The 21,406-nt window shown below is 60.4% G+C and carries 25 protein-coding genes and 2 pseudogenes; 21 read left to right on the top strand and 6 right to left on the bottom strand.

What is annotated here, in order from left to right:
• Positions 1-55 precede the first annotated feature (55 nt).
• The 4 genes and pseudogenes from ASG57_RS15515 to ASG57_RS15500 form a co-directional block, all read right to left on the bottom strand.
• Positions 56-412, bottom strand: coding sequence for an SPW repeat protein (locus tag ASG57_RS15515; protein WP_230646668.1), 357 nt, complete (start codon positions 410-412; stop codon positions 56-58).
• Between the two features lie 373 nt (positions 413-785).
• Positions 786-1,430, bottom strand: coding sequence for an NrsF family protein (locus ASG57_RS15510; protein ID WP_057196749.1), 645 nt, complete (start codon positions 1,428-1,430; stop codon positions 786-788).
• Positions 1,431-1,529: 99 nt separating this feature from the next.
• Positions 1,530-1,844: pseudogene (locus ASG57_RS15505) on the bottom strand (DUF1109 domain-containing protein); the annotation flags it as partial.
• Entirely contained in the window at positions 1,798-2,610 is an 813-nt protein-coding gene (locus ASG57_RS15500; RefSeq protein ID WP_230646673.1) for an NAD-dependent epimerase/dehydratase family protein, read from the bottom strand. The gene ASG57_RS15500 and the pseudogene ASG57_RS15505, both read right to left, overlap by 47 nt.
• Positions 2,611-2,938: 328 nt before the next feature.
• On the opposite strand from ASG57_RS15500, the gene ASG57_RS39155 reads away from it, so the two are divergent.
• The 4 genes from ASG57_RS39155 to ASG57_RS15480 all read left to right on the top strand — a co-directional run bounded on the left by ASG57_RS39155 (position 2,939) and on the right by ASG57_RS15480 (position 6,782).
• Entirely contained in the window at positions 2,939-3,202 is a 264-nt protein-coding gene (locus ASG57_RS39155; protein ID WP_057196747.1) for a heavy-metal-associated domain-containing protein, read from the top strand.
• Positions 3,199-5,394, top strand: a complete 2,196-nt coding sequence (locus tag ASG57_RS15490; RefSeq protein ID WP_230646667.1) for a heavy metal translocating P-type ATPase — start codon at positions 3,199-3,201, stop codon at positions 5,392-5,394. The genes ASG57_RS39155 and ASG57_RS15490 overlap by 4 nt, the downstream gene beginning before the upstream one ends.
• 10 nt (positions 5,395-5,404) lie before the next feature.
• Positions 5,405-5,878, top strand: coding sequence for a Cu(I)-responsive transcriptional regulator (gene cueR, locus ASG57_RS15485; protein WP_082528977.1), 474 nt, complete (start codon positions 5,405-5,407; stop codon positions 5,876-5,878).
• Between the two features lie 250 nt (positions 5,879-6,128).
• A complete protein-coding gene (locus ASG57_RS15480; RefSeq protein WP_230646666.1) occupies positions 6,129-6,782 on the top strand; it encodes a methyltransferase family protein in 654 nt (217 codons plus the stop codon).
• Here the strand turns inward: ASG57_RS15480 and ASG57_RS37830 are convergent.
• Positions 6,762-7,418: a hypothetical protein gene (locus tag ASG57_RS37830; RefSeq protein ID WP_156402704.1), complete on the bottom strand. Its 657-nt coding sequence runs from the start codon at positions 7,416-7,418 to the stop codon at positions 6,762-6,764. The two genes, ASG57_RS15480 and ASG57_RS37830, sit on opposite strands and share 21 nt — an antisense overlap.
• Positions 7,419-7,812: 394 nt before the next feature.
• Here ASG57_RS37830 and petA point away from each other — a divergent pair.
• The 17 genes and pseudogenes from petA to ASG57_RS15395 all read left to right on the top strand — a co-directional run bounded on the left by petA (position 7,813) and on the right by ASG57_RS15395 (position 20,416).
• Positions 7,813-8,339, top strand: a pseudogene (gene petA / locus ASG57_RS15475) (ubiquinol-cytochrome c reductase iron-sulfur subunit).
• 597 nt (positions 8,340-8,936) lie between these two features.
• Positions 8,937-10,349, top strand: a complete 1,413-nt coding sequence (locus ASG57_RS15465) for a multicopper oxidase family protein (protein ID WP_057196745.1) — start codon at positions 8,937-8,939, stop codon at positions 10,347-10,349.
• 15 nt (positions 10,350-10,364) lie between these two features.
• Positions 10,365-11,069 carry a c-type cytochrome gene (locus ASG57_RS15460; RefSeq protein WP_057196744.1) on the top strand — a complete coding sequence of 235 codons (705 nt, stop codon included), beginning with the start codon at positions 10,365-10,367 and terminating at the stop codon, positions 11,067-11,069.
• A 43-nt stretch (positions 11,070-11,112) separates the two neighbouring features.
• Entirely contained in the window at positions 11,113-11,634 is a 522-nt protein-coding gene (locus tag ASG57_RS15455; RefSeq protein ID WP_082528970.1) for a DUF411 domain-containing protein, read from the top strand.
• Between the two features lie 41 nt (positions 11,635-11,675).
• Positions 11,676-12,272, top strand: coding sequence for a DsbE family thiol:disulfide interchange protein (locus ASG57_RS15450; protein ID WP_057196742.1), 597 nt, complete (start codon positions 11,676-11,678; stop codon positions 12,270-12,272).
• Positions 12,269-12,874 (top strand): TlpA family protein disulfide reductase, encoded by a 606-nt coding sequence (locus tag ASG57_RS15445; protein WP_063817287.1) that lies wholly within the window; start codon positions 12,269-12,271, stop codon positions 12,872-12,874. Before ASG57_RS15450 ends, ASG57_RS15445 begins: the two co-directional genes overlap by 4 nt.
• A gap of 58 nt (positions 12,875-12,932) precedes the next feature.
• Positions 12,933-13,361: a DUF3329 domain-containing protein gene (locus tag ASG57_RS15440; RefSeq protein WP_057196741.1), complete on the top strand. Its 429-nt coding sequence runs from the start codon at positions 12,933-12,935 to the stop codon at positions 13,359-13,361.
• A complete protein-coding gene (locus tag ASG57_RS37825) occupies positions 13,354-13,623 on the top strand; it encodes a hypothetical protein (RefSeq protein ID WP_061026833.1) in 270 nt (89 codons plus the stop codon). Before ASG57_RS15440 ends, ASG57_RS37825 begins: the two co-directional genes overlap by 8 nt.
• Positions 13,624-13,636: 13 nt before the next feature.
• Positions 13,637-14,545: a WD40/YVTN/BNR-like repeat-containing protein gene (locus ASG57_RS15435; protein WP_156402703.1), complete on the top strand. Its 909-nt coding sequence runs from the start codon at positions 13,637-13,639 to the stop codon at positions 14,543-14,545.
• A 16-nt stretch (positions 14,546-14,561) separates the two neighbouring features.
• On the top strand, positions 14,562-14,963 hold the full coding sequence (locus ASG57_RS15430) for a c-type cytochrome (RefSeq protein WP_200948562.1): 402 nt from the start codon (positions 14,562-14,564) through the stop codon (positions 14,961-14,963).
• A gap of 30 nt (positions 14,964-14,993) precedes the next feature.
• On the top strand, positions 14,994-15,659 hold the full coding sequence (locus ASG57_RS15425; protein WP_057196738.1) for an SCO family protein: 666 nt from the start codon (positions 14,994-14,996) through the stop codon (positions 15,657-15,659).
• Positions 15,656-16,159, top strand: coding sequence for a copper chaperone PCu(A)C (locus tag ASG57_RS15420; protein WP_057196737.1), 504 nt, complete (start codon positions 15,656-15,658; stop codon positions 16,157-16,159). The genes ASG57_RS15425 and ASG57_RS15420 overlap by 4 nt, the downstream gene beginning before the upstream one ends.
• Positions 16,160-16,167: 8 nt before the next feature.
• The gene (locus ASG57_RS15415) at positions 16,168-17,124 is read left to right on the top strand and encodes a cytochrome c oxidase assembly protein (RefSeq protein WP_057196736.1); all 957 of its coding nucleotides are present in this window, start codon (positions 16,168-16,170) and stop codon (positions 17,122-17,124) included.
• Between the two features lie 17 nt (positions 17,125-17,141).
• Entirely contained in the window at positions 17,142-17,942 is an 801-nt protein-coding gene (locus ASG57_RS15410) for a DsbA family protein (RefSeq protein WP_230646665.1), read from the top strand.
• A gap of 24 nt (positions 17,943-17,966) precedes the next feature.
• Entirely contained in the window at positions 17,967-18,704 is a 738-nt protein-coding gene (locus ASG57_RS15405; RefSeq protein ID WP_057196734.1) for a cytochrome c biogenesis CcdA family protein, read from the top strand.
• 143 nt (positions 18,705-18,847) lie between these two features.
• Positions 18,848-19,717, top strand: a complete 870-nt coding sequence (locus ASG57_RS15400; RefSeq protein WP_057196733.1) for a sulfurtransferase — start codon at positions 18,848-18,850, stop codon at positions 19,715-19,717.
• 171 nt (positions 19,718-19,888) lie between these two features.
• Complete coding sequence (locus tag ASG57_RS15395) at positions 19,889-20,416, top strand: hypothetical protein (protein WP_057196732.1); 528 nt, start codon at positions 19,889-19,891, stop codon at positions 20,414-20,416.
• 169 nt (positions 20,417-20,585) lie between these two features.
• Here the strand turns inward: ASG57_RS15395 and ASG57_RS37820 are convergent, their stop codons facing one another.
• On the bottom strand, positions 20,586-20,963 hold the full coding sequence (locus tag ASG57_RS37820; RefSeq protein WP_156402702.1) for an anti-sigma factor family protein: 378 nt from the start codon (positions 20,961-20,963) through the stop codon (positions 20,586-20,588).
• Positions 20,964-21,406 lie beyond the last annotated feature (443 nt).

The raw sequence follows: 21,406 nt of genomic DNA, 5'->3' as shown, positions 1-21,406 counted from the left end.
CCGCCGCTTTAAGCCATGCATATGAGGTGGCCGAGCCGGTCGAACCGTTGGAGGTTCACACCTTTGAATGCGGGGTGTGGCGCAGCGACCATAGCTCCACAGCCGCGAGGCCAGCAATGATTAGCCCAATGGCAAAGTGCACATTACTCGCGCTGACGTCCCCATGGAAGCCGAGGATCCACGGGCAGATCGCGATCCACAGGCCAATAGTCAGGATGATCCATTCTTCCTCTTCAAAGATTTCGGGCATGGGAACGGCTTCGAAGAGATCGGCGATTGAAAACATCGCTAGAATAGTTATCGCGGCACCCGCCATCCAGGACGTGTGCCAGCCGAAAGCCGAGCTGAACCCAAATAGCCACGGTGACGTGAAGAGCAAAACACCCATCGTGAGGTTGATCAAATCAACCACAGCTTCGGTAAACTAGCTCGGTTGCCGCACGCGGGCCATCTTGGCACGCCACAATCTGTTATTTGATGCCACAATACTCCTGCGACCCACTAAGTAAATACATTCTGACTGCACCGCCTCGACCTGATCTAGGTTCCAATGCTGGAACCGCCGGAGCTGAAGGGATGACGACCGCAATCGGAATTAACCCGGCAGTACCACGATCGGTCGCCGTGCCTGTTTTCCAGCAGGGAAGCAGTGATCGGCGCTCCAAGACAGACTGCGATGGTGACCGCTTAGAAGCCGGGCGTGAGCGGACTGGACTTGCCGCAAAGGACTCGTGAGGACTACGCAGGCTGCCGAAGCGAACAACCAAACCGAGACAGGAAGCAGTTTACCATCGCAGCATCTTCGGCCCGAGGACTGCGCCGGCGAGGGCGCATAGCGCCAGCGTTCCACTGTACCAAAGCGCAATGTAAGGAAACTGGTCGCCGGTGCCATGAAGCGCATACGCGGTAGCACCCATCCCCCCGGCAACCAGGCCCGCCACAGCGCCGGACCGCTTCAAATCGGTAGGAGCTCCTCTGCGCAGAGCCCAGACAAGCGCCGCGAATGGCGCCGTCGCGAGGATTGGGATGGAGAAAAGGCACTTCCGCCACTCGTGCCCCATCAGCATTGCTTCCCAATCGGCCGGGGGAACGAGAAGGAGATTGATAACTGCGAGCGTGCAGAGAGTGGCAAAAGGCAAGGTCGCGAGCGCGAGGTATTTCGATCCGTGCTCAGCACCGGGGCGGGCTAACCGCAACAGCCAAGCCAATCCGACCAGCACGACCGTTGACGCGAAGGCGAGTTTAAACAGCAAGAAAAGAACCGATCTTGTGCGATCAAGATCGGTGCGGAAGCCATACAGCAGGGCTGTCGCGATGATCGCTGCAGCAAAACCGAAGCCCACCGAAAGAGCAACGCTGCGCGTCAATTGGCGCCTGTCAACCGGCTGCAAGCGAGCACTAAGCAGTTCAATAAGCTCGGCAGTACGCATGACACGTCACCGATCTGCTTTCGTATGTGCCAGTTATTTCGTCGCAGATCGCCTCGCGGTTACACACTCACACCGTTTTGATCGCTTCCGAAGCATTGCCTACCAACGCAATATCCGAGGTCCAAGCGCGCCGCCGGCCAGGGTGCAGAGTATGATTGTTCGCCCGTACCAGAGGGCAACAAAGGGAAAACTGTCGTCGGTGCAGTGCAGCGCGTACGCGACGGCACTGATGCTACCCGCCACCAGACCGGCCAAAGCGCCGGTCCTCGTCAGATTGGTCGGCGCGGCCATTCGAACCGCCCACATTACAATCGCGAAGGGCACGACCGCGATGATCGGAATGGATACGAGGCATTCGAGCCAGCCGTTACCCATCATCATTTCGTCCCAATGGGAGGGGGGCGCCGACATCAGGGTGACGCCAGCGGAGGAGGCGCCCAACGAGGCGCTGCACTTCGTCGTAGCTCAGCGTCTCTGGCTCGCCGACCAGCAGGGTCGATTCCTTTGGCAGTTCGCCTCGCTTGGCGATCAATGCAGCAAGCGCGTCCGTGACGTCATCCAAATGGACGGAAGCTTGACCACGGCGGATGTCACCTGGAAACAGGTGGCTGAGCCATTGCCGCTCGTAGATGCGCGCAATCTGTTGCGACAGGAACGCCGAGTGGCAGCGGTCGTCGTAGACCCCAGCGAGCCGCAGCAGGACAACAGGAATGTTGCCGTGCTGCTCTCGGATGAGAGCCTCGGTTTCGACCTTCGACTGCGGATATGGCCAGCGCGGATCGATCGGGGATTCCTCGCTGATCCGCTGGCCAGGATCGGTCGGCGCGTGCACGAGCATCGTGCTCGAAAAGACGAACTGTTCGACCTGAAAATTCTTGAGCTGCTCCAGAAGTCGTTCAGTGCCCCGTACGGTGATCTGCTCATATAACGGACTGTGCTCGCCGGAGAGGTCGTAGTACGCGGCCAGATGGATCACGGAGCAGATTCGATCGCCGTAGGCGATGCGCACGCGCTCGAATGCGGCCTCAATTGCATCCTTATTCGTCAGATCGATGCAGACACACTCGGCAGCAGGCGGTGGTGTTCGACTTGCGATCTTGTCGAATCCGACGAGTCTGAAACGCCCCGCAAGCTTGTTTACGAGGGCTGACCCGATGAAGCCGCTGCTTCCCGTGATCATCACCGTGTCCAGGGGCGGCATGCCAATCTCCTTTGGAGCCGATGCGTAGTGGTGTGCTCAGCCTCCAATCCGTCGCCCTGATCAGGTGGATCAAAGCGAGCGCTCTCCGAAAACCCCGCCAAGCAGTGCCGGGGCTTGCTCGGAGCAGTCACAATCGCGTGACGGGTTGGGCGATGAACAAGCAATCTGCCGGGTCGTTCCGTTGAGCCTAGCGTTTGAGCCCGTGAGGTGAGCTCCGGCCGATATGACCATTCTGCCGGCCCTGCCAAATTGTCGTCGGGTTTGTGCGCCTCGGTCACAGAGGCGAGCGCAACGAATGGGCAAACCAATGAGCATCGCTGAAGCGGCTGCTGCTGATCGCACGCACGTCACTCTTCCGATCGAGGGAATGAGCTGTGCAACCTGCGTGGGGCGCGTCGAAAAGGCCCTTTCGGCGCTCCCGGGTGTGCAGGCCACCGTCAATATTTCGACCGAGCGTGCCGACATTGAGTTCGATCGCAGGCAATTGACGCCGGTTGCCCTTGCCCAAGCGGTCGAGCAGGCGGGCTACGAGTTCCCCGCGAGACGCGCGAACTCGCCATTTCCGGGATGACCTGCGCCACCTGCGCCGGCCGAGTCGAAGCGGCGCTAAAGCGCGTATCCGGAATCACCCGGGCCGAGGTCAACCTGGCGAGCGAGAAAGCGTCGGTCGAGGGGATCGCCGGGCTGTCGCGGCCCTCCGATCTGGTCGCCGCGGTCCGGCAGGCCGGATACGACGCCGAGCTTCTGACAGGCAACCGAGGACGCGACCGGGCGATCGTTGCCGCCCACGAGTGGCGGCTGCGGCGCGAGACGCGGCGGATCGTCGCCGCAGTTGTGTTGAGCGCGCCGTTGCTGCTGCCGATGCTCGGGATCATGCTGCCGGGCTGGCTGCAACTTCTGCTCGCAACGCCAGTTCAGTTCGTTATCGGCTGGCGCTTCTATGTGGGCGCTTGGAAGGCGTTGCGCGCCCGCACCGGCAACATGGATCTGCTGGTCTCGCTCGGCACGTCGGCCGCCTACTTCGACAGCCTTTACCTGATGCTCGCCGGGCCTGCCGGCACACACCTCTACTTCGAAGCCGCAGCGGCGGTTATCGCCCTGATCATGGTGGGACGCTGGCTGGAAGCGCGCGCCAAGCGCTCCACAACCGCCGCCATCCAGGCGCTGATGTCGCTGCGGCCCGAGCGGGCGCGCATCGAACGCGAGGGCGGCGACATCGAAATGCCGGTTGCGGACGTGGCAGTCGGCGACGTCATCATCGTGCGTCCCGGCGAACGCATCCCGGTCGATGCGGTTGTGCTGTCCGGGCGGAGCGAAGTCGACGAGAGCTTGTTGGCTGGAGAAAGCCTGCCGGTGGCGAAGCAGACTGACGACAAGATCACCGGCGGCTCGATCAACGGCAGCGGGTTGTTGCGGGCGGAGACGAAGGCCGTCGGTGAACAATCGATGCTGTCGCGTATCATCGCCCTGGTCGAGCATGCCCAGGCGAAGAAGCCGCCAATCCAACGTCTGGTCGACCGCGTCTCCGCGGTGTTCGTTCCGATCGTGCTTGCCGTCGCGCTTACGTCCTTCCTCGGCTGGTGGCTGATAGCCGGCGACGTGACCGCTGGGGTCGTCGCGGCGGTATCGGTCATGGTGATCGCCTGTCCATGCTCGCTTGGCCTTGCCACTCCGACGGCGCTGATGGTCGGCACTGGCGCAGCCGCCAGAGCTGGCATCCTGATTCGGGATGCCGAGGCGCTCGAACGAGCGTACAGGCTCGAAACCATTATTCTCGACAAGACGGGAACGGTGACCGAAGGCAGGCCTGCCGTGACCGAGATGGTCGCCTGCGACGGAGACGAGGACCAGTTGCTCGGGCTCGCCGCCGCCGCGCAGACCGGCAGCGAGCACCCGCTGGCCAAGGCGGTGCTGACGAAGGCAAAAGATCGCGAGCTGCCGAAGCTGATCGATTTCCAGAGCCACGCCGGCCTGGGGCTGACGGCCAACGTTGATGGTCGGGTGATTGTCATCGGCAATCGCCGGCTCATGGCCAATCACCATGTGAGCCTTGAGCCGCTCGCAACGCGGGCTGTCGAGCTCGAGGAGCGCGGTCGCACCGTGATGTGGGTTGCCGAGCTTGCGCCGGCAGTGCGGCTGCGCGGAATCATCGCCGTTGCCGACCCCGTGAAGCCGACCGCGCGCGAGGCGGTGCGCCATCTGCGCGAAATCGGCGTCGACACCCTGCTGCTGACCGGCGACAACGAACGGACGGCTGCGGCGGTAGCCGCTCAGCTTGGGATCGACCGCGTGCTCGCCGGCGTGCTGCCGTCAGAAAAGGCCGCCGAAGTGCAGCGCCAGCAAGCGCAAGGCAAGCGCGTCGGCATGGCCGGCGACGGCGTCAACGATGCGCCGGCGCTCGCCGCCGCCGATGTCGGGATCGCAATGGGCACCGGCGCCGATGTCGCGATGGAGACCGCGGGCATCACGCTGATGCGCGGCGATCCGCTGCTGATCGGTGATGCCATCGCGGTAAGCCGCGCCACCTATAACAAAATCCGGCAAGGCCTGTTTTGGGCGTTCATCTACAATGTCATCGGCCTGCCGCTTGCTGCCTTCGGGCTCCTGAGCCCGGTCGTTGCCGGCGCGGCGATGGCGCTCTCGTCGGTTAGCGTGGTCACAGATGCCTTGTTGCTAAGACGCTGGCGACCGGCTGCGACCGGTCGACATGCAATGCGCTCGGATCAATCGCTCGCACCAGCCCCGCAAATTGGAGGATCGTGAGATGGAGCCGATGACGATCGGGCAGGCCGCCCAGCGTTCCGGGGTGCCGCCAAAGACCATCCGCTATTATGAGAGCGTCGGCTTGGTCGGCCCGGCGGCTCGGGGAGAGAACAAGTACCGCGCATACAGCGACAAGGAAGTCGAGGTCCTGCGCTTCATCAACCGGGCGCGAGGCCTGGGTTTTTCCCTTAGCGAGATCGAGCAGCTGCTTGCTCTCTATCGCGATCGCAATCGACCGAGCCGCGAGGTAAAGCGCCTCGCGCTGCTCCACATCGACGATCTCGACCGCAAGATTGTCGAGCTCGAGACCATCAAGCAGGCGTTGCAGCACCTGGCGGAGAAATGCCGCGGCGATGACAGGCCTGACTGTCCGATTCTTGATGATCTTGGGTCAGGAACTTCGGCACCAGTCACGGCATCGGCACGAGACCGCCTTCTATCTTCGCACAGTGCAACCATCAGACGCCCAGGGAAGAGACCATAGGAGGTCGACAAGAAATGGCGGCCATGCACTGCAGGTCATTGCTTTGCAGCCGCGCTCGCAGCGATGCCATCCTCAACTGTTTGATTCGAAATCAACCTTCCCGCGCGGGAACGGCGATATGCCGCACAGGCAAAAGATTGAATGCTTGGTTGTTCTTTATGTTGCGGGCGAGGTGTTGGCGAACGACCAGCTAGGAAGCACATGACAGACCGGGATGTGCGGCGCGCCGGGAAGACGGAGTCCGGCAACTGTGAGCGACGAGGTTATGAGTCAATATCGCGACTTTGTGCAATACTGGCCGTATGCAGTGCTCATGATCTTGTTGGTGTCGTGGGCTCTCTACCATTTCGTTGCCCCGGCCGATCGACGCGAATGGGTGGGTGCAGGTCTGCTGCAGGCCTTCATTATTGCACTCTACGGCGAAATGTACGGCTTTCCTCTGACAATCTACCTGCTTACGGGTTTTTTCGGTTTGGACATTCCGCTGGCCCACGTTAGCGGGCATCTCTGGGCAACGCTACTCGGCTACGGGAGCGTTGGCGCACTGGTGGAAATGGCGCTTGGCGTCAGTGTGATGCTGGTGGGCGCGCTTTTGATTGTGAAGGGATGGGTGAAGATCTACTTCGCCGCTGGTCGCCTTGTCACCGATGGCGTTTACGGGCTGATGCGGCATCCGCAGTACACGGGCATCTTCCTGGTCATCCTTGGGCAGCTCATTCACTGGCCAACCATTGTGACGCTGCTGCTCTCGCCGGCCATCCTCGCCGTTTATGTACGTTTGGCGCACCGGGAAGAAGAACAGCTCGTTGAACGGCTCGGCAATGCATACCGGCAGTATCGCCAAAGCGTGCCAATGTTCGTACCGAGAGGTGTTGCGCTCAAGTCAATGTTCACCGCCGGCTAAGATGCCGCGCGGCGTTTGCAATGAACTGATGCGGCACGAAAGCCGACTGTTCGGTGGACAATGGCCGACATGTATGCGGAGAAAACCGAGCCAGCCGTTGCGACTTCCACGTGTCGATGGCTGCCGTTGGCACCGAGAAGCGGCCCGCACTGCTTCACCGTTGCCCAACAAGCGAGTCTGATCCCTTCCAACATCGCCGTTGATCGGCGAAATCAATTTTGGGTGGAGTGATCGCCTTTTCACATTCGTTAATTGCTTGCTCCAGGATGCCGACGACATCGGAAAAACGATGCAACCTTCTTCGAACGAATCGCCCCACATCGCGAATTCGATGTCGATCTGAAAGCCTCCTTGTCCCGTGGCGCAGAAAAGTGTCGGGAAAGGACCAATGATGAATCCGATGTGCGTATCGCGGCGACCGGCGCGCCTGAGGCCTGCGCGCAGCTGCTGAATCAGCCGTGCGACCGCTTTCGGCTGACAATTCTGATCCAATCTTCGGTACATCAACATCAGCCGCCCTCCCACCCAGCCCGACTTAACCGGAAATGCGCTGTTTTTCGACCGGTAGAGCGTTTGCGTCAGTCCACAATCCGTGGTCTCAAACAGGGCGTTTGGCCTGTTGACGTGGCGCAGCAAGGCAAAAACCTTTGCACCCCTGCCTCGCCAGAGTGGGGAGCGAAGTCCTCGAGAACGGTTGCAATCAGATCGGGTTGCAGCTTGAAATCATAATATCGGCCTGGAGCGCCATCACCGACGCCGGCATACGGATGCGTTCGTGGCGGGCGCCGCAGCAGGAGACTCGTCCGATCTTGAATGACGACCGGCATCGATTTGCTCGCAACTAACCGGTCCCAACAGCCCGGCTTTGCCTGAGCATGATGCTGGTTCCATCGCGCTCATCGTAGTGATCGACAGACGGCCGGTCGAATCTTTGCGAGGCGATTCCAGCGCTGGAACGACAAGTTGCCGCACGGGCCCAATGCTGCAACGGCATTACACTTATAAAGGCGCGTGGATGAGAGACTGACACATGAGCGCGATTTCGCCAGCCGAGCCCTCTCGACGCGATTTTCTCTACGTCGCGACAGCGGCGGCAGGAAGCGTCGGCGCGGCTGTCACGCTGGTTCCGCTGATCTCGCAAATGAACCCGGACGCCTCGACGGTCGCGGCCGGCGCACCGATCGAGGTTGACCTGTCGCCCATCGCGGAGGGCCAGATCATCAAGGTGTTCTGGCGCAGCAAGCCGATCTTCATCTTTCATCGCGGCCAGAAAGACATAGACGGGGCTCGTCGCGTCGACTGGCATAACCTGATCGATCCTGCGCCGGATACGGAGCGCGTGAAGCCGGGGCATGATGCCTAGGTCGTTGTCATCGGCATTTGCACCCATCTCGGCTGCATCCCGCTGCCCAATCAGGGCGATTACGATGGTTGGTTCTGCCCCTGCCACGGCTCGCAGTACGATGCCGCCGGGCGAGTCCGCCGTGGACCGGCGCCCAAGAATCTCTATCTGCCTCCCTACGAATTCTGTCAGATACCCAAATCCGGATTGGCTGAACCAAGGTTCCCCCTCGGATCGAGGTGCCTCAACCCGAATTGACCATCAGGCTCTGAGAGGCACGATGCGAGACTGGCAATTCGCCAAGCGAGCTGTTATCTATCTATCCATGCTCGACATGGGCCGTCGAATTGCTGCGATCCTGTTGACCTTGGCCCTCACGCTGGGACCGGGCACCGGCCGTATGTTCGCTTCGCCTGACCAGGGCAAAGCGGCGGTCGTGATGTCGAGCGATATGCATTCCTCCGGCAAATGCGGCGACTGCGAGGGCAGCAAGGCGGGGATGCCGGCTGCCACGTGTTCGATCAGTTGCAGTGGCATAGTGGCCGTTTTGCCCGGAACCGTGGCTGCTGATCGGTCGCCCGAAACGGTGCAGGGATCTATCGCCGTGTCCCATAGGGTGGGGCGGACCATTCCTCCCGATCCTTATCCTCCTAGACCTACCATCCTGAGCTGAGGCGCGTCGCCAGCGAGCGACGTAGCCCACGAGCATGCGTGCGGTGCAATGACACATCGTGTGCGTGCTCGCACCGGAGATGCATGCCGCTCCTCAAGAGCTGCACGCAGTCACGCTCCAATGCACAGGATGGCGACAGATGTCCTTCCTTCGTGACCTGAAAATTGACCGCCGGACGTTTCTTGTTGGCAGCTCGGCTCTTGCCGCCGTCGCATTTTCGGGCGGCAGCCGAGGCGCTGCCATGCCCGGTCGGGAACTCGCGCTTGCGGCCAGGCCGAAACGACTGCAGCTCGTTGGCGCTCCTTACAATGACACCGATGTTTGGTCTTACAACGCCAGCGTTCCGGGCCCCGAGATTCGCATTCGGCAGGGCGAGCGCTTGCGCGTCGTTCTCGATAATCAGCTGCCCCAGGCGACGACGATCCATTGGCATGGAGTGCGGGTCCCCAACGGCATGGATGGGGTTCCATTCTTGACCCAGAAGCCGATCGGGCCTGGTGAAACATTCGCCTACGAATTCGAATGTCCAGATGCGGGGACCTATTGGTACCACCCGCATCACCATAGCGCAGAGCAGGTCGGCCGAGGGCTTGCGGGCGTGTTGATCATTGAGGAAGCCGAACCGGTAGAGGTCGACCGTGATGTGGTCTGGGTCCTCGGTGACTGGCGACTGAACCGCGATGCGTCAATCGTCGACGACTTCGGCAACCGTATGGAAGCGACGATGGCGGGTCGGATCGGCAACACCGTCACCATCAACGGCCGCGTCCCCGAGACATTTCAGGTCCGCGCCGGCGAGCGACTGCGCCTTCGGCTCATCAATGCCTCACCCGCACGGATTTTCGGACTCGAGTTTCGGAAACATCGACCGGTGATCATTGCGCTCGACGGTCAGCCGATCGAGCCGCACGAACCTCCGAAAGGTCAGATTGTGTTGGGACCTGCCATGCGGGCGGACATTGTGCTGGAGATGAACGGCGAGCCCGACAGTAAAGCCTTCGTGCGCGATACCTTCTACGAAGGGCGCGCGTACAGGCTGGTCGACCTCGTCTACAGCGGAGAGCCGCGCCTGCGAGAGCGCCCGCTCGATCCGCCGGCTCGCATGCGCGCGAACACGATGCCGGAGCCGGACCTCGTCAATGCCGAAAGGCACAGCGCGGTCCTGCAAGGCGGGATGATGGGTGGCCGCGGCATGATGATGGGCATGAGCGGCGGCATGGGCGGGATGGGATGGTCGATCAACGGCGTCGCCGCGACCGGCCACAATCTGGCGCCGATGCTTACGCTGTCGCGCGGCCGCTCATACGTTCTCGCCGTGCGCAACGACACCGCTTGGTATCATCCCGTCCACCTCCACGGTCACTCGTTCCGCGTCATCGCCCGCAACGGCAGGCCGACGCGCTACCGCGAGTGGCTGGATACCGTCCTGATCCCGCCGCGGGAGCAAGCCGACATCGCGTTCGTTGCCGACAACCCGGGCGACTGGATGTTTCACTGCCACATCCTCGACCACCAGGAGGGGGGAATGATGGCCGTTATTCGCGTGGCCTAGGTGCGGAGAGATTCGATGAAGGCACCATATGCCCTTACCATCATCGCAGTCCTTACTTCGGCCGCGCTCGAACGCGCGCATGCAGACGGCAATCCGCAACGGGGCGCGATGATCTACGGCGCATGCGCGGCCTGCCACTCCCTCGAGCCCAATCTGCATCTGACGGGGCCAAGTCTTGCTGGCCTCTGGGGCAAGAAACCGGCTTCGGTAGCAGATTTCGCGCGATATTCGAACGCGCTCAAAACGAGGCAGGATTTCGTCTGGGAGGAAGCGTCGCTCTACGCCTGGCTTGCCGATCCGAAGGCGTTCGTTCCTGGCACGTACATGACGTTTCGTGGGATTCAGGACGATAAGCAGCGGAACGATCTGATCGCCTTCCTCAAGCTTGCGATGGCGCCGAACGGTGCGAAGTCCGTCGTTGCACAAGGACTGATTCCGGCCGAAGAGGCGCGTGGACAGGCCCCCGAACCGCTTGAGAACGCCGGTCCTGAAGCGCGGGTTACCGCGGTTCGGCATTGCCACGGCACATTCTTCGTGAGCACGGCAGACGGCAAGGAGCGTCCGTTCTGGGAGCTTAATCTGCGCCTCAAGGTCGACTCCGGACCAACCGGCCCGAAGGGAAAACCGGTGTTGCTCCCAGCCGGCATGCAAGGCGACCGAGGATCGCTGGTGTTCTCCGATCCGGCCGAGATTGGACGATCGATCGAGGAAAAGTGCTGAGGCCAAGACCGACTCGAACTCACTCAATCATGGAGACTACAGGATGAACCGCAGAACGATGATGATCATAACAGCGTTGCTGGCGCTTTCCGGTCTCGGCGCGGCAGCAGGAATTTATACGGGGCAAACAAGAACGCCCGGCGGCGCATCGACGGATCAGCAACCGGTAACTGGACCGGTGCTCGCCGCGAACAGGCCCAGCGCCACTCTCTACCGGAATCCGAACTGCGATTGCTGTCTGGAATACGCCAAGTATCTGCATAGCAACGGGTTCGACATCGCGGTGGATGCAAAGCAGGATCTTTCGGCGATCAGAAAGCAATTGCGCGTTCCGCAGCGTCTCGAAGGCTGTCACGTGATGGTCATCGACCAGTATGCGGTCGAAGGCCACGTTCCAGTGAAGACGCTCAATAAACTGCTTTCCGAGCATCCCGACATCATCGGCGTTTCGCTTCCGGGCATGCCGACGGGCACACCAGGCATGACTGGCCCGAAGAGAGGACCTTTCACCGTATACGAAATTCCCAAAGACAGCGCGCCCGCAAAGGTCTTCTCGGTTGAGTAGATCAGAATGATGCGTCGGCTGCTCTGACGATCGAGGAAGCCATGGCCATCGAAGAGATACTGACGACGACAGCCAATTCTGACCTGCGGAGCAGACCACTGCAACGATGGCGGCTGGTCTTTTGGCTTCCGCTCGGGGTGTTTTTGATTTTGGTCGTTGCGCTTGCCTGGGGCATGACCCGCAATCCAGGCACCATCCCTTCGGTGTTGATAGGAAAACCCGTCCCGCAATTCCGCTTGCCACCAGTCAAGGGGCGTACCCTCGGCCTATCGAGCGAGGATCTGCGGGGTGAGGTTTCGCTCGTCAACGTCTTTGCATCGTGGTGTGTCGCGTGCCGCGAAGAGCATCCGATCTTCATGCAAGTGAAGGCCGATGGCATCGTTCCCATCCATGGTCTCAACTGCAAGGACCAGCCGGACAACGCAGCCAGATGGCTCAATACCATGGGCGATCCTTACACGCACACCGGTGCCGATATCAGTGGGCGCGTCGCCATCGATTGGGGCGTCTACGGTGTCCCCGAAACGTTCGTCATTACCAAGGACGGCCACATTGCCTACAAGCACATCGGCGCGGTGACGCCGCACGTCTTGGAGGAGAAACTTCTCCCTCTTATCCGAAGGCTTCAACAGCAATGATCCGCACAAAGAAAACGATCTTGCAACTTGTTCGAGTCCGCCTCGCGGCAGCGTTGGTCGCTGCAGCCTGGACAACGGTAGCGATGGCACAGGACGGCAAGACGTTTGTCATGCATGCGGCCCCCAAGCCGATCGCTTCGATCCAGTTCGAGGACGCGCAAGGCAAGGTACGCAGCCTGGCTGATTTCCATGGCAAGGTTGTCCTCCTCAACGTTTGGGCGACGTGGTGCATCCCCTGCCGCAAAGAAATGCCGGCGCTCGATCGATTGCAGGCCCTGTTCGAACCCCGCGATTTCGAAGTGGTGCCGCTGTCCATAGATCGCGGCATGGACGTAGTGCGCAAGTTCTATGCCGAGGTCGGAATCCAAAAGCTCGGCCTCTATCGAGACACTTCGGGTAATGCCACACGAGAACTCGGCACGGTTGGTATTCCGACGACACTGCTGATCGACCGCGAAGGCCACGAGATCGGCCGTTTGATCGGGCCTGCCGAGTGGGATGCACCTCAGATGGTTGCATTTATCAGGTGCGTGACTTCTGGGGGCGCTGCGACGCTGTCCCAGGCGGAAGCGAAGCCAACCACCTCGACGTGCCAGACGTGAGATCGACATTTCGGAAGGTGAAACCACTAACGACAGTAAATCACATGGAGAAACGCTGATGACTGCACCTCATTCCACCACCACCGCGACCGACGCATCACTCGCGCGCGATCCGCTTTACGCGGCTCGTCACTATCTGCGAAATCGCTGGACCCTCGTCGCCCTGGCGGTTGTGGCCGTTGGTCTCGGCCTTTACTTCGGCGGCTGGGGGTGGCTGGTCGCAGCCGGTCTTGCGCCGATCATCTTGAGCACGCTCCCTTGCCTCATCATGTGCGGCCTCGGCTACTGCATGATGTGCCGCGGCCAAAAGCAGTCGGCAGCCTCTCGCGATGAGGCGGACGCGACGACATCAGCCTCCCCACTGACTTCCGCCACGAACAATGCGTCGGTTGCTGGGGCAAGCTGCTGCCGTGGCACGGCTATTGAGGAGCCAACGGCAGAAGTGAAACAGGTTCAGTCGAGAGAGAGGAGCAACTCCCATGCGTAAATCCACACTAGCGCTCGCATTCGCGTCCGTTCTCGCTGGGGGCGTCATCGCTGGTCCTGCCCTCTATGCGGACGACAATCACCGCTCATCCGGCTCGATGATGGGTCGTGGGATGATGGGAGACAGCGACGGGGGCGGCATGATGGGTATGATGAAGCAGATGAGCCAAATGATGGATCACTGCAATGGCATGACGGGCAACAGTCGCCCCAACGAGCAGTGGCGGAGGAACGAACCGTCGCAGCCCGATCATAAGGAATGACGGAGATTGCGCAGTGGCGAACCAAGATTGCGCCCGCCAGATCGAACCAAATGGAGAAGAAATGACAGGCTTGCGTAGCGTAGGCGCGGTGGCGCTGCTGATCGGGCTGCTGGTCCTCACCGGACTTTCCCAGAGCGTTTGGGCGGATCAACATGATGGCAACATTGTAGCATTGGCCTATGATGTTGCGGCCCAATCCCTTTGGAAGGCCGGCGGGCGAGCGCTTTATCGCAGCGCCGACGGCGGCGGGAGCTGGCAGAAAGTCAGGGTTGCACCGGCTGAGAGCGGCCGGATTTCGAGTCTGGCGGCCTCTCCGGTAGCGAAAGGCGTTCTCTATCTTGCTGGACCGGGAGTGGGCCTGCTGCGGACCGACGATGACGGCGCAACCTGGATCGAACGCAACGAGGGCCTGCCCAGTCGAGATGTCATCGCAGTTGCCGCGCATACCACGCAGGCAGAGACAGTGTATGCCGTCCTCAGGGATCAAGGCGTTTACCGCAGTCAGGACGCCGGGAAATCGTGGCGCCTGATGGAGCGCGCGTCGCAACAGGGTCTACGGCACCTGATCCACTCCAACATGGAGGGCAGCATGCAAACGGGCTGGCTGTTTGCGGCAACCGCGAACGGCGTCCGTCGCGTCATGGATTGTTTCTGTCTCTGGCAGGACGCAGGAAAGCTCGGCGGACAAGCATACAGCGTTGGTTACGATCCGAAACAGCCCGATCATGTTTATGCAGCGACCGTGCAAGGACTGTTTCGCAGTGGTGACGGCGGAGAGGACTGGGACGAACTGAAGTCGCCGAGCGCCGACGTTATCGGAATTGTCGTCACACCTTCCGGCGATCTGTTCGTCATCAACGCGAAGGGACGTCTGTACAAGAGCGAAGATCAGGGCGGCACATGGACGCAGGTGAATGCATAGAATTGTGGTGGCGGTAATGTTCGGGTTGGCAAGCCAAGCGGGTGCTCGCGGGACAGAGCTGACAGACGGGCATGCGCTCTATCAGCAATATTGCGCGTCGTGCCACGGCGCCAATGCCGAGGGTGCACCGAATTGGCAGAAGCGTGACGCGCAGGGAGAGCTCCCGGCGCCGCCGCACAATGCGGAAGGGCACACATGGCGGCATTCCGATGCAGAGCTGTACGAGATGGTGAGCAAGGGCTGGCGAGATCCATTCAATAAGACCAAAAAACTGACTATGCCCGACTTCGGTAGCGAACTGTCGCCAGAGCAGATTCGTGCGGTGATCACGTATCTGAAGACATTTTGGACACCGGAGCAAACTCAATTTCAGTTGGAAGAGAGCCAAGGCCACCCTTTTCCGTCTGACGAGCCATAGCGCCACGTCAACGGCTCTAGAGAGCTGACGATGAAGTCGACATACACACTACTGATTTCAATTCTTGCACTCGCGGCTACTGGAGGTCTCGCGCTCGTTGGGGCTCTGCTCGTCACGAGTCCCGTGCCGAGGGCACCCACGTCGGGGCAGGCGATCGTTGGCAAGGCGGTCAGAACCGGAACCCCCGCCATTGGCGGGCCCTTTACGCTGGTGTCCACCAAAGGCGAGAGCGTCACCGATCAAAGCTTCCGCGGAAAGTGGCTCCTCATATTCTTTGGCTACACGTTTTGCCCCGACCTGTGCCCGACAGCGCTTGCTAACGTCAGCGTCGCTCTTGAGAAATTCGGCACGGATACAAGTCGGCTTCAACCATTGTTCATCACGGTGGATCCGCAGCGCGACACACGTGACGTCATGGCCGACTATCTGCAGTCTTTTGATCCACGGATCCTTGGGCTGACTGGAACCCAGGCGCAGATCGACAGCGTGACCAAGGAGTACCGCGTGTACGTTGCTCTGGATAAGACAGAACGCAGCGGCAATGACTATCTCGTCTCGCATAGCGCATACCTCTACCTGATGGATCCTCAGGGAAAATTCGTCAACGTCATCGAGGGCAACGAGGGCGGGGATGCGATCGCAGCCTGGCTGCGCAAGGAAATGAGTGGCTCGGTGCGAGGATGGAGATTCGAATGAAGTACACCCGTCTGATTCCGATCCTGCTGCTGCAATTATTGTTTGGCGGCCAGGCGTATGCGCAAACGTCAGGTCAAAACACGATCGTCGTTGAGCGTCCGTGGGCGCGCGCGACACCCACCGGGGCGAAAAGCGGCGTTGTCTATCTGACCCTGATTAACAATGGCGGCTCTGGCGATAACCTGCTTAGCGCGACGACGCCGGTCGCGGACCAGATCCAATTTCACAGCGCCAGCGAGGAAAACGGCGTGTCCCGCATGCGTGAGATGCGCACGGTTGAAGTCGCGCCTCGAGCCAGGGTCACTTTCAGTCCGGGAGGCCTGCACATCATGGTGGTCGGACTAAAGCAGCCGCTCAAGGAGGGGCAAACCTTTCCGTTGACGTTGAATTTCGAAAAGGCGGGCACGCGAGAGGTGACCGTCCCCATCGCCAAGGTCGGCGCCATGCAAGCTGAAGATACGCCCGGAATGACGCACCGCCACGGCGACATGGCCAAATAGTTGATCCCATGCTCAAGCGCTTTCGAATTTCACTCAATCCACGGCAGCGCACTCATCTGAGGATCGTTGTGCCGTGCCTCTTGGCGATCAGCGTCATGCTCGTCCTTGTTGCCTATTCGCCGACATTTTACCGTTGGTTCTGCGCGGCGACCGGGTTTGGCGGAACAACACAGAGAGCGGAAACGGATTCCGGAAAAGTGTCAAATCGCGTGATTACCGTTCGGTTCGACAGCAATGTTGCGCTGGGGCTGCCTTGGCGGTTCGAGCCGCTTCAGCAGGAGGTGAAGGTCCATCTCGGAGAGCAACAGCTGGTATTCTTTACGGCCGAGAATCTGACCGACCAGGCAATCGTCGGACACGCAACCTTCAACGTGACGCCGCCGACGACCGGAATCTACTTCAACAAGATCCAATGCTTTTGCTTCGACGAAGAGCGGCTCAATGCTCACCAGAAGGTCGACATGCCCGTCGTCTTCTTTGTCGATCCCGACATGGCATCTGACTCGGAGACGCGCAACATCGACACGATCACGCTCTCCTACACGTTCTTTCGCTCTGTAAATCCCGATAGCGCCAAAGACCTCTCCCGGTTTGCCGTCGCCGCCGAACCCGACCCGGTTCGAGGGCAACGACTCTTCGGCGAGCGATGTGCCGCCTGTCATGCGATCGACAGCAACAAGGCAGGTCCGATGCTCGGCGGCGTTCTTGATCGAAAGGCCGGAGCGGCAACCGGATACAAGTACTCGCCCGCCCTTGCTGGCGCAGGGCTGACATGGTCCGCAGCCAACCTCGATCGCTGGCTCGCCGATCCCCGCAAGTTCATTGCCGGCGCTAGAATGCCTGTTCGCGTGCCGGATGCCAGCGCCCGGCGGGATATCATTGGATACCTTCAGAAGGTTAAGGCGGATGTGAGCGCGCGCGCCTCATTCACATCGCCGGAAGACCGCTCAAATGGTCACCCTTGAGACGCGGGGGTATGGACATGGATAGCAAACCTCGAATCTCCCGCACCACCGGACGGATGCTGCTGGTGCTCCTCGTCCTCGGTGTCTTCGGCGCCTGGTTTGCATTCGATCCCGGCTTCCGATCGCTAAGATCGTCTCTCTTCGGCAACGGAGCGGAGATGCTGCAGGACGAATTTGATCGGCGGGTGCATGACTATGTCATGGCGCACCCTGAGATCATAGTGCAGTCGGTGAATCAACTGGAAGCGCGGGCTCGGGCAGCGGAGCAGACGGAGGCCCAGAAAGTTCTGCAGGCTCGAGCGGATGAAGTGTTCCGCGATCCCGACAGTCCGGTTGGCGGCAATCCCAATGGCGATGTCACCGTTGTCGAGTTCTTCGACTACAACTGTCCCTACTGCCGCCAAGTGGCGCCAGTGGTCACGAAGGCTGAGGAGAACGATCCTCAGCTGAGGATCGTCTACAAGGAGTTCCCCATTCTTGGGCCAAACTCGACCTTTGCAGCCAAGGCTGCACTCGCGGCCGATAGGCAGGGCAAGTACGTTGCCTTTCACCGTGCCCTCTATCAGGTGCGCGGCACGGTTGATCAAGGCAAGACCCTGGACGTGGCTGCCTCGGTCGGCTTGGACTTGGGCCGTCTCAAGGCCGACATGGATGACCCGAAGATCCGGGCCTCCATTGAGAAAAATCTCGGACTTGCCCAAGCGCTGCGTATCAACGGGACGCCAGGATTTGTAATTGGCACTCAGATTCTTCGCGGCGCAACGGACCTCAACACGCTGCAGACATGGATTCGCGAGGTGCGAGATCATCGACAATAGCCGGAATCTTGCAAGAGTTCAGCTATGACAGAATTAACGGCCAACGCAATCGCCGCCGCATTTGCCGCAGGACTCGTTTCGTTCCTGTCTCCATGCGTACTGCCGCTCGTTCCCGGCTATGTATCCTATATTGCGGGTCAATCCGTCTCACAATCAAAACCCAACTCGTTGGTCGCGCGCGCTCAAGCTATTACTCTCAGTGCCTTTTTCGTTCTGGGGTTTGCGACCGTCTTCGTCATTCTCGGCGCGAGTGCTACTGCTCTTGGCCAGGCGCTCAATTCCTATCGCTATGAGCTGAACCTGGCTGGCGGCGCAATCGTCATTGCGTTTGGACTATTCACAGTCGGACTTGTGCGCCCTTCTTGGCTGCAACGAGACCTCCGGATCGATGTGAGCCTTCCTCGCGGGCGGCCGCTTGCCACCTATGTCCTGGGCGCAGCGTTTGCCTTCGGTTGGACGCCGTGCATCGGTCCGATGCTTGGAACGATCCTCACGGTCAGCGCTGCGTCGGCCACGATCGGCAAGGGCATCGCCTTCCTCGCCATTTATTCATTTGGGCTGGGAGTGCCGTTTTTGCTTGCAGCCGCCTTTACCGACGGCCTCTTGGCACGGCTCAGGTCAATCGGCCGAATTGGTTACATTCTTCAGCTGTTTGCGGGCGGCGTGATGATCGTCATGGGCGTCGCCATGATCACTGGATATTTGTCAAACTTTTCCATCTGGCTGCTGGAGGCCTTTCCAGCGCTGTCGACAATCGGATGAAAAGTTGGCTGAGCAACATATCGAGGAGATCAGACAGGTGCATAGCTTTTGGGGCAGGGGGACACGTCAAGGTGATGGCGCGGCCTGCGGTGGAGGCGCGGCTATCGCCGTGATGCCAATGCAAGCACAACAGGAGAATACTCATGGCTCAATATGCACATCCGGAAATGCTCGTCGAAACTGCGTGGGTCGCGGAACACGGCACCGATCCCGGCGTCCGCCTGGTCGAGGTGGATGTGGACACCGCAGCCTATGATCAAGGGCACATAAAAGACGCCTTAGCCTGGAATTGGACGACGCAACTGTGTGACACGTTGGAGCGCGACATCATACCAAAGGATGCCTTCGAGACGCTCATGGCCGATTCCGGTATCGGCAACGACACATCGGTGATCCTCTACGGTGACAACAATAACTGGTTTGCCGCGTGGGCACTCTGGCAGATGAAGATCTATGGCCATCAGGACGTGCGGCTGATGAACGGCGGACGCAAGAAATGGTTGGCCGAAGGACGCGAAATCACGATGCAGGCGCCTACAGTTGCGAGGGCAAGCTATCGTGCCACAGAACCCAACAACTCGCTCAGAGCGCTTCTGCCCGAGGTTCAACAGGCCTTCGAGAACAATAGTCACACGCTTGTCGATGTGCGAAGCACTGACGAGTTCACAGGCAAGATCCTATCACCGCCCGGTTTGCCCGAGACCTGTCAACGCGGCGGGCACATCCCGGGTGCGAAAAGCATTCCGTGGGGAATGGCTTGCAACGATGACGGTACCTTCAAGTCGCCGGACGAACTCGCAGCACTATATGAAGGAAAGGGAGTAAGTGTGGGCAGGCCCACGATCGCGTACTGCCGCATCGGCGAACGCTCCAGCCACACTTGGTTCGCGCTGAAGTACCTGCTGGGCTACGACGACGTGAAGAACTACGACGGTTCGTGGACCGAGTGGGGCAACAGGGTCCGCGCTCCCGTTGCGAGAGGTCCCGAGGAGGGAAGCCAGAAAGCTGCCTGACATGTGGAGTGGCCCAGCCCATCCGCTGCGCAGACGAGCGCGCGTCGGCGAGAATATATACGAGGCTCTGAAGGAAGTGGCGATATCGCCCGATCTCTATCACTGGGTTAGGAGTTGAACCGAGGCTTGAAGCCAAGTGGTTCCGAGTGGAACCGACAGGAGGACAAACAAATGCGCAGGATCAGCATTCTTTTCGCAGCCGCGGCTGGGCTCACGCTGGCCATGACCGCAGCGGGCACAGTGCACGCTCAGGGCATGGAGAGCAGTATGGAACGGGGCATGATGCACGGGGCGTCGGACCACGCACAGTGCATGAGTATGATGCGTGACCGCATGGGCAACATGGGTTCCGGTATGATGGATCAGCGCATGGGCGGCGGAATGATGGGTGGTGGCATGATGGGCTCGAGCGCCGGTGGCATGATGATGGACCGAGACATGATGGGAGGAGGCGGAGCGAGATCTGGTATGGGCGCACTATTCGGCTCCCGCGTCACGCCCGTCATGAACTTGTCGATCGATGACGTGCGCGGCTACCTCGACATGCAGCTCAATCGCCTCGACAACAAGCGCCTCAAAATCGGAGACGTCAAAAGCGACGACGCCAACATCACCGCTGACATCGTCACCCTCGACAACTCGCTTGTGCAAAGACTGAAGGTCGACCGCCACACCGGTGCGATCGAATACGAGAGCTAAGCGGCGTATTGAGCATATCAGGTCTCATATCGCCGCCGTCGCACAGTCTAGGCTAAGGCGTGGCGGAAAGCAGTTGGCGAATCGCAAGGTCCGAGTGCGTGAGAAACTCGGGGGTGCTGACGTGCACGCTTCGCTGCTCGTCGCACAGAGCGACGACCGCTCAGACGCATCACGTTCTCATTGCCGACAGCGGGAGTCCCTCGATAGAGCTTACCTCGACCGCACACGCCTGATGAATTGCCCATCCTGCGCTGGTGCCGATAATGAACGCCAGCAGTGCAGCCGCGACCGGGCCGATACGACTGTGCAGGCGAGGCTCCACCAGATGGTCCAGAGCGAGCCGATGTGGCACGGGCTCGCTTGCAACGCCGCCATAGCGCCGATGCAACTCGGCGCCTAACGCACGCCATGCGCAAACACGCTCGGCATCACAGGGATGCGAAGCGAGCCATGCACGCACCGCCTCGCGGCGTTTTGCAGATAGTTCATTGTCTACATAGGCATGCAGTTCGTCTTCCGTGACAGGGATGTTGCGCTCAGTCATCATCGTGGTCCCCGATTCCGTTGAACGTCGGCAGCGCACCTCTGGGAATTGGCCCCGACAAACAGTCGTCCGGAGCGCGCCGCCAACTCAAGGCTGTCCAGAACGAAACCATTTGCGATCTCACCGTGCGAGTCAGCGCTGGAGAGTAGCGGCCGACTGCCGGGATAAGAGGTTCGAGGTTGCGGCGGAAGGCATTCATTGGACGATCCCGCCGAGGTCGTTGTCGGAGCATAAGGATCAACACCGGAAGGGTGCGACTATTCCGCCCGCTCAGCCATTTCCTTTGGTGGCAGAACGCTGCGGTCGGGAGCGGGAGGAAGAGCCGCAGAGTTAGTGGCTACCTCAAGATGCCCTCGCGACTGGCAGCATGTGCCGCCTGTTGCGCAAGCGAGGGTGAGAATCTGCTGGTTCGCGTCGCTGGCTGCGGTAGCGCAGCTACAGTCGCA

Origin of the sequence: Bradyrhizobium sp. Leaf396, assembly GCF_001424605.1 — a bacterium.
In the GTDB taxonomy this organism is placed as follows: Bacteria; Pseudomonadota; Alphaproteobacteria; order Rhizobiales; family Xanthobacteraceae; genus Bradyrhizobium; species Bradyrhizobium japonicum_C.
Note: the sequence above shows the minus strand (reverse complement) of the source record. Positions and strands in the feature narration are given on the sequence as shown.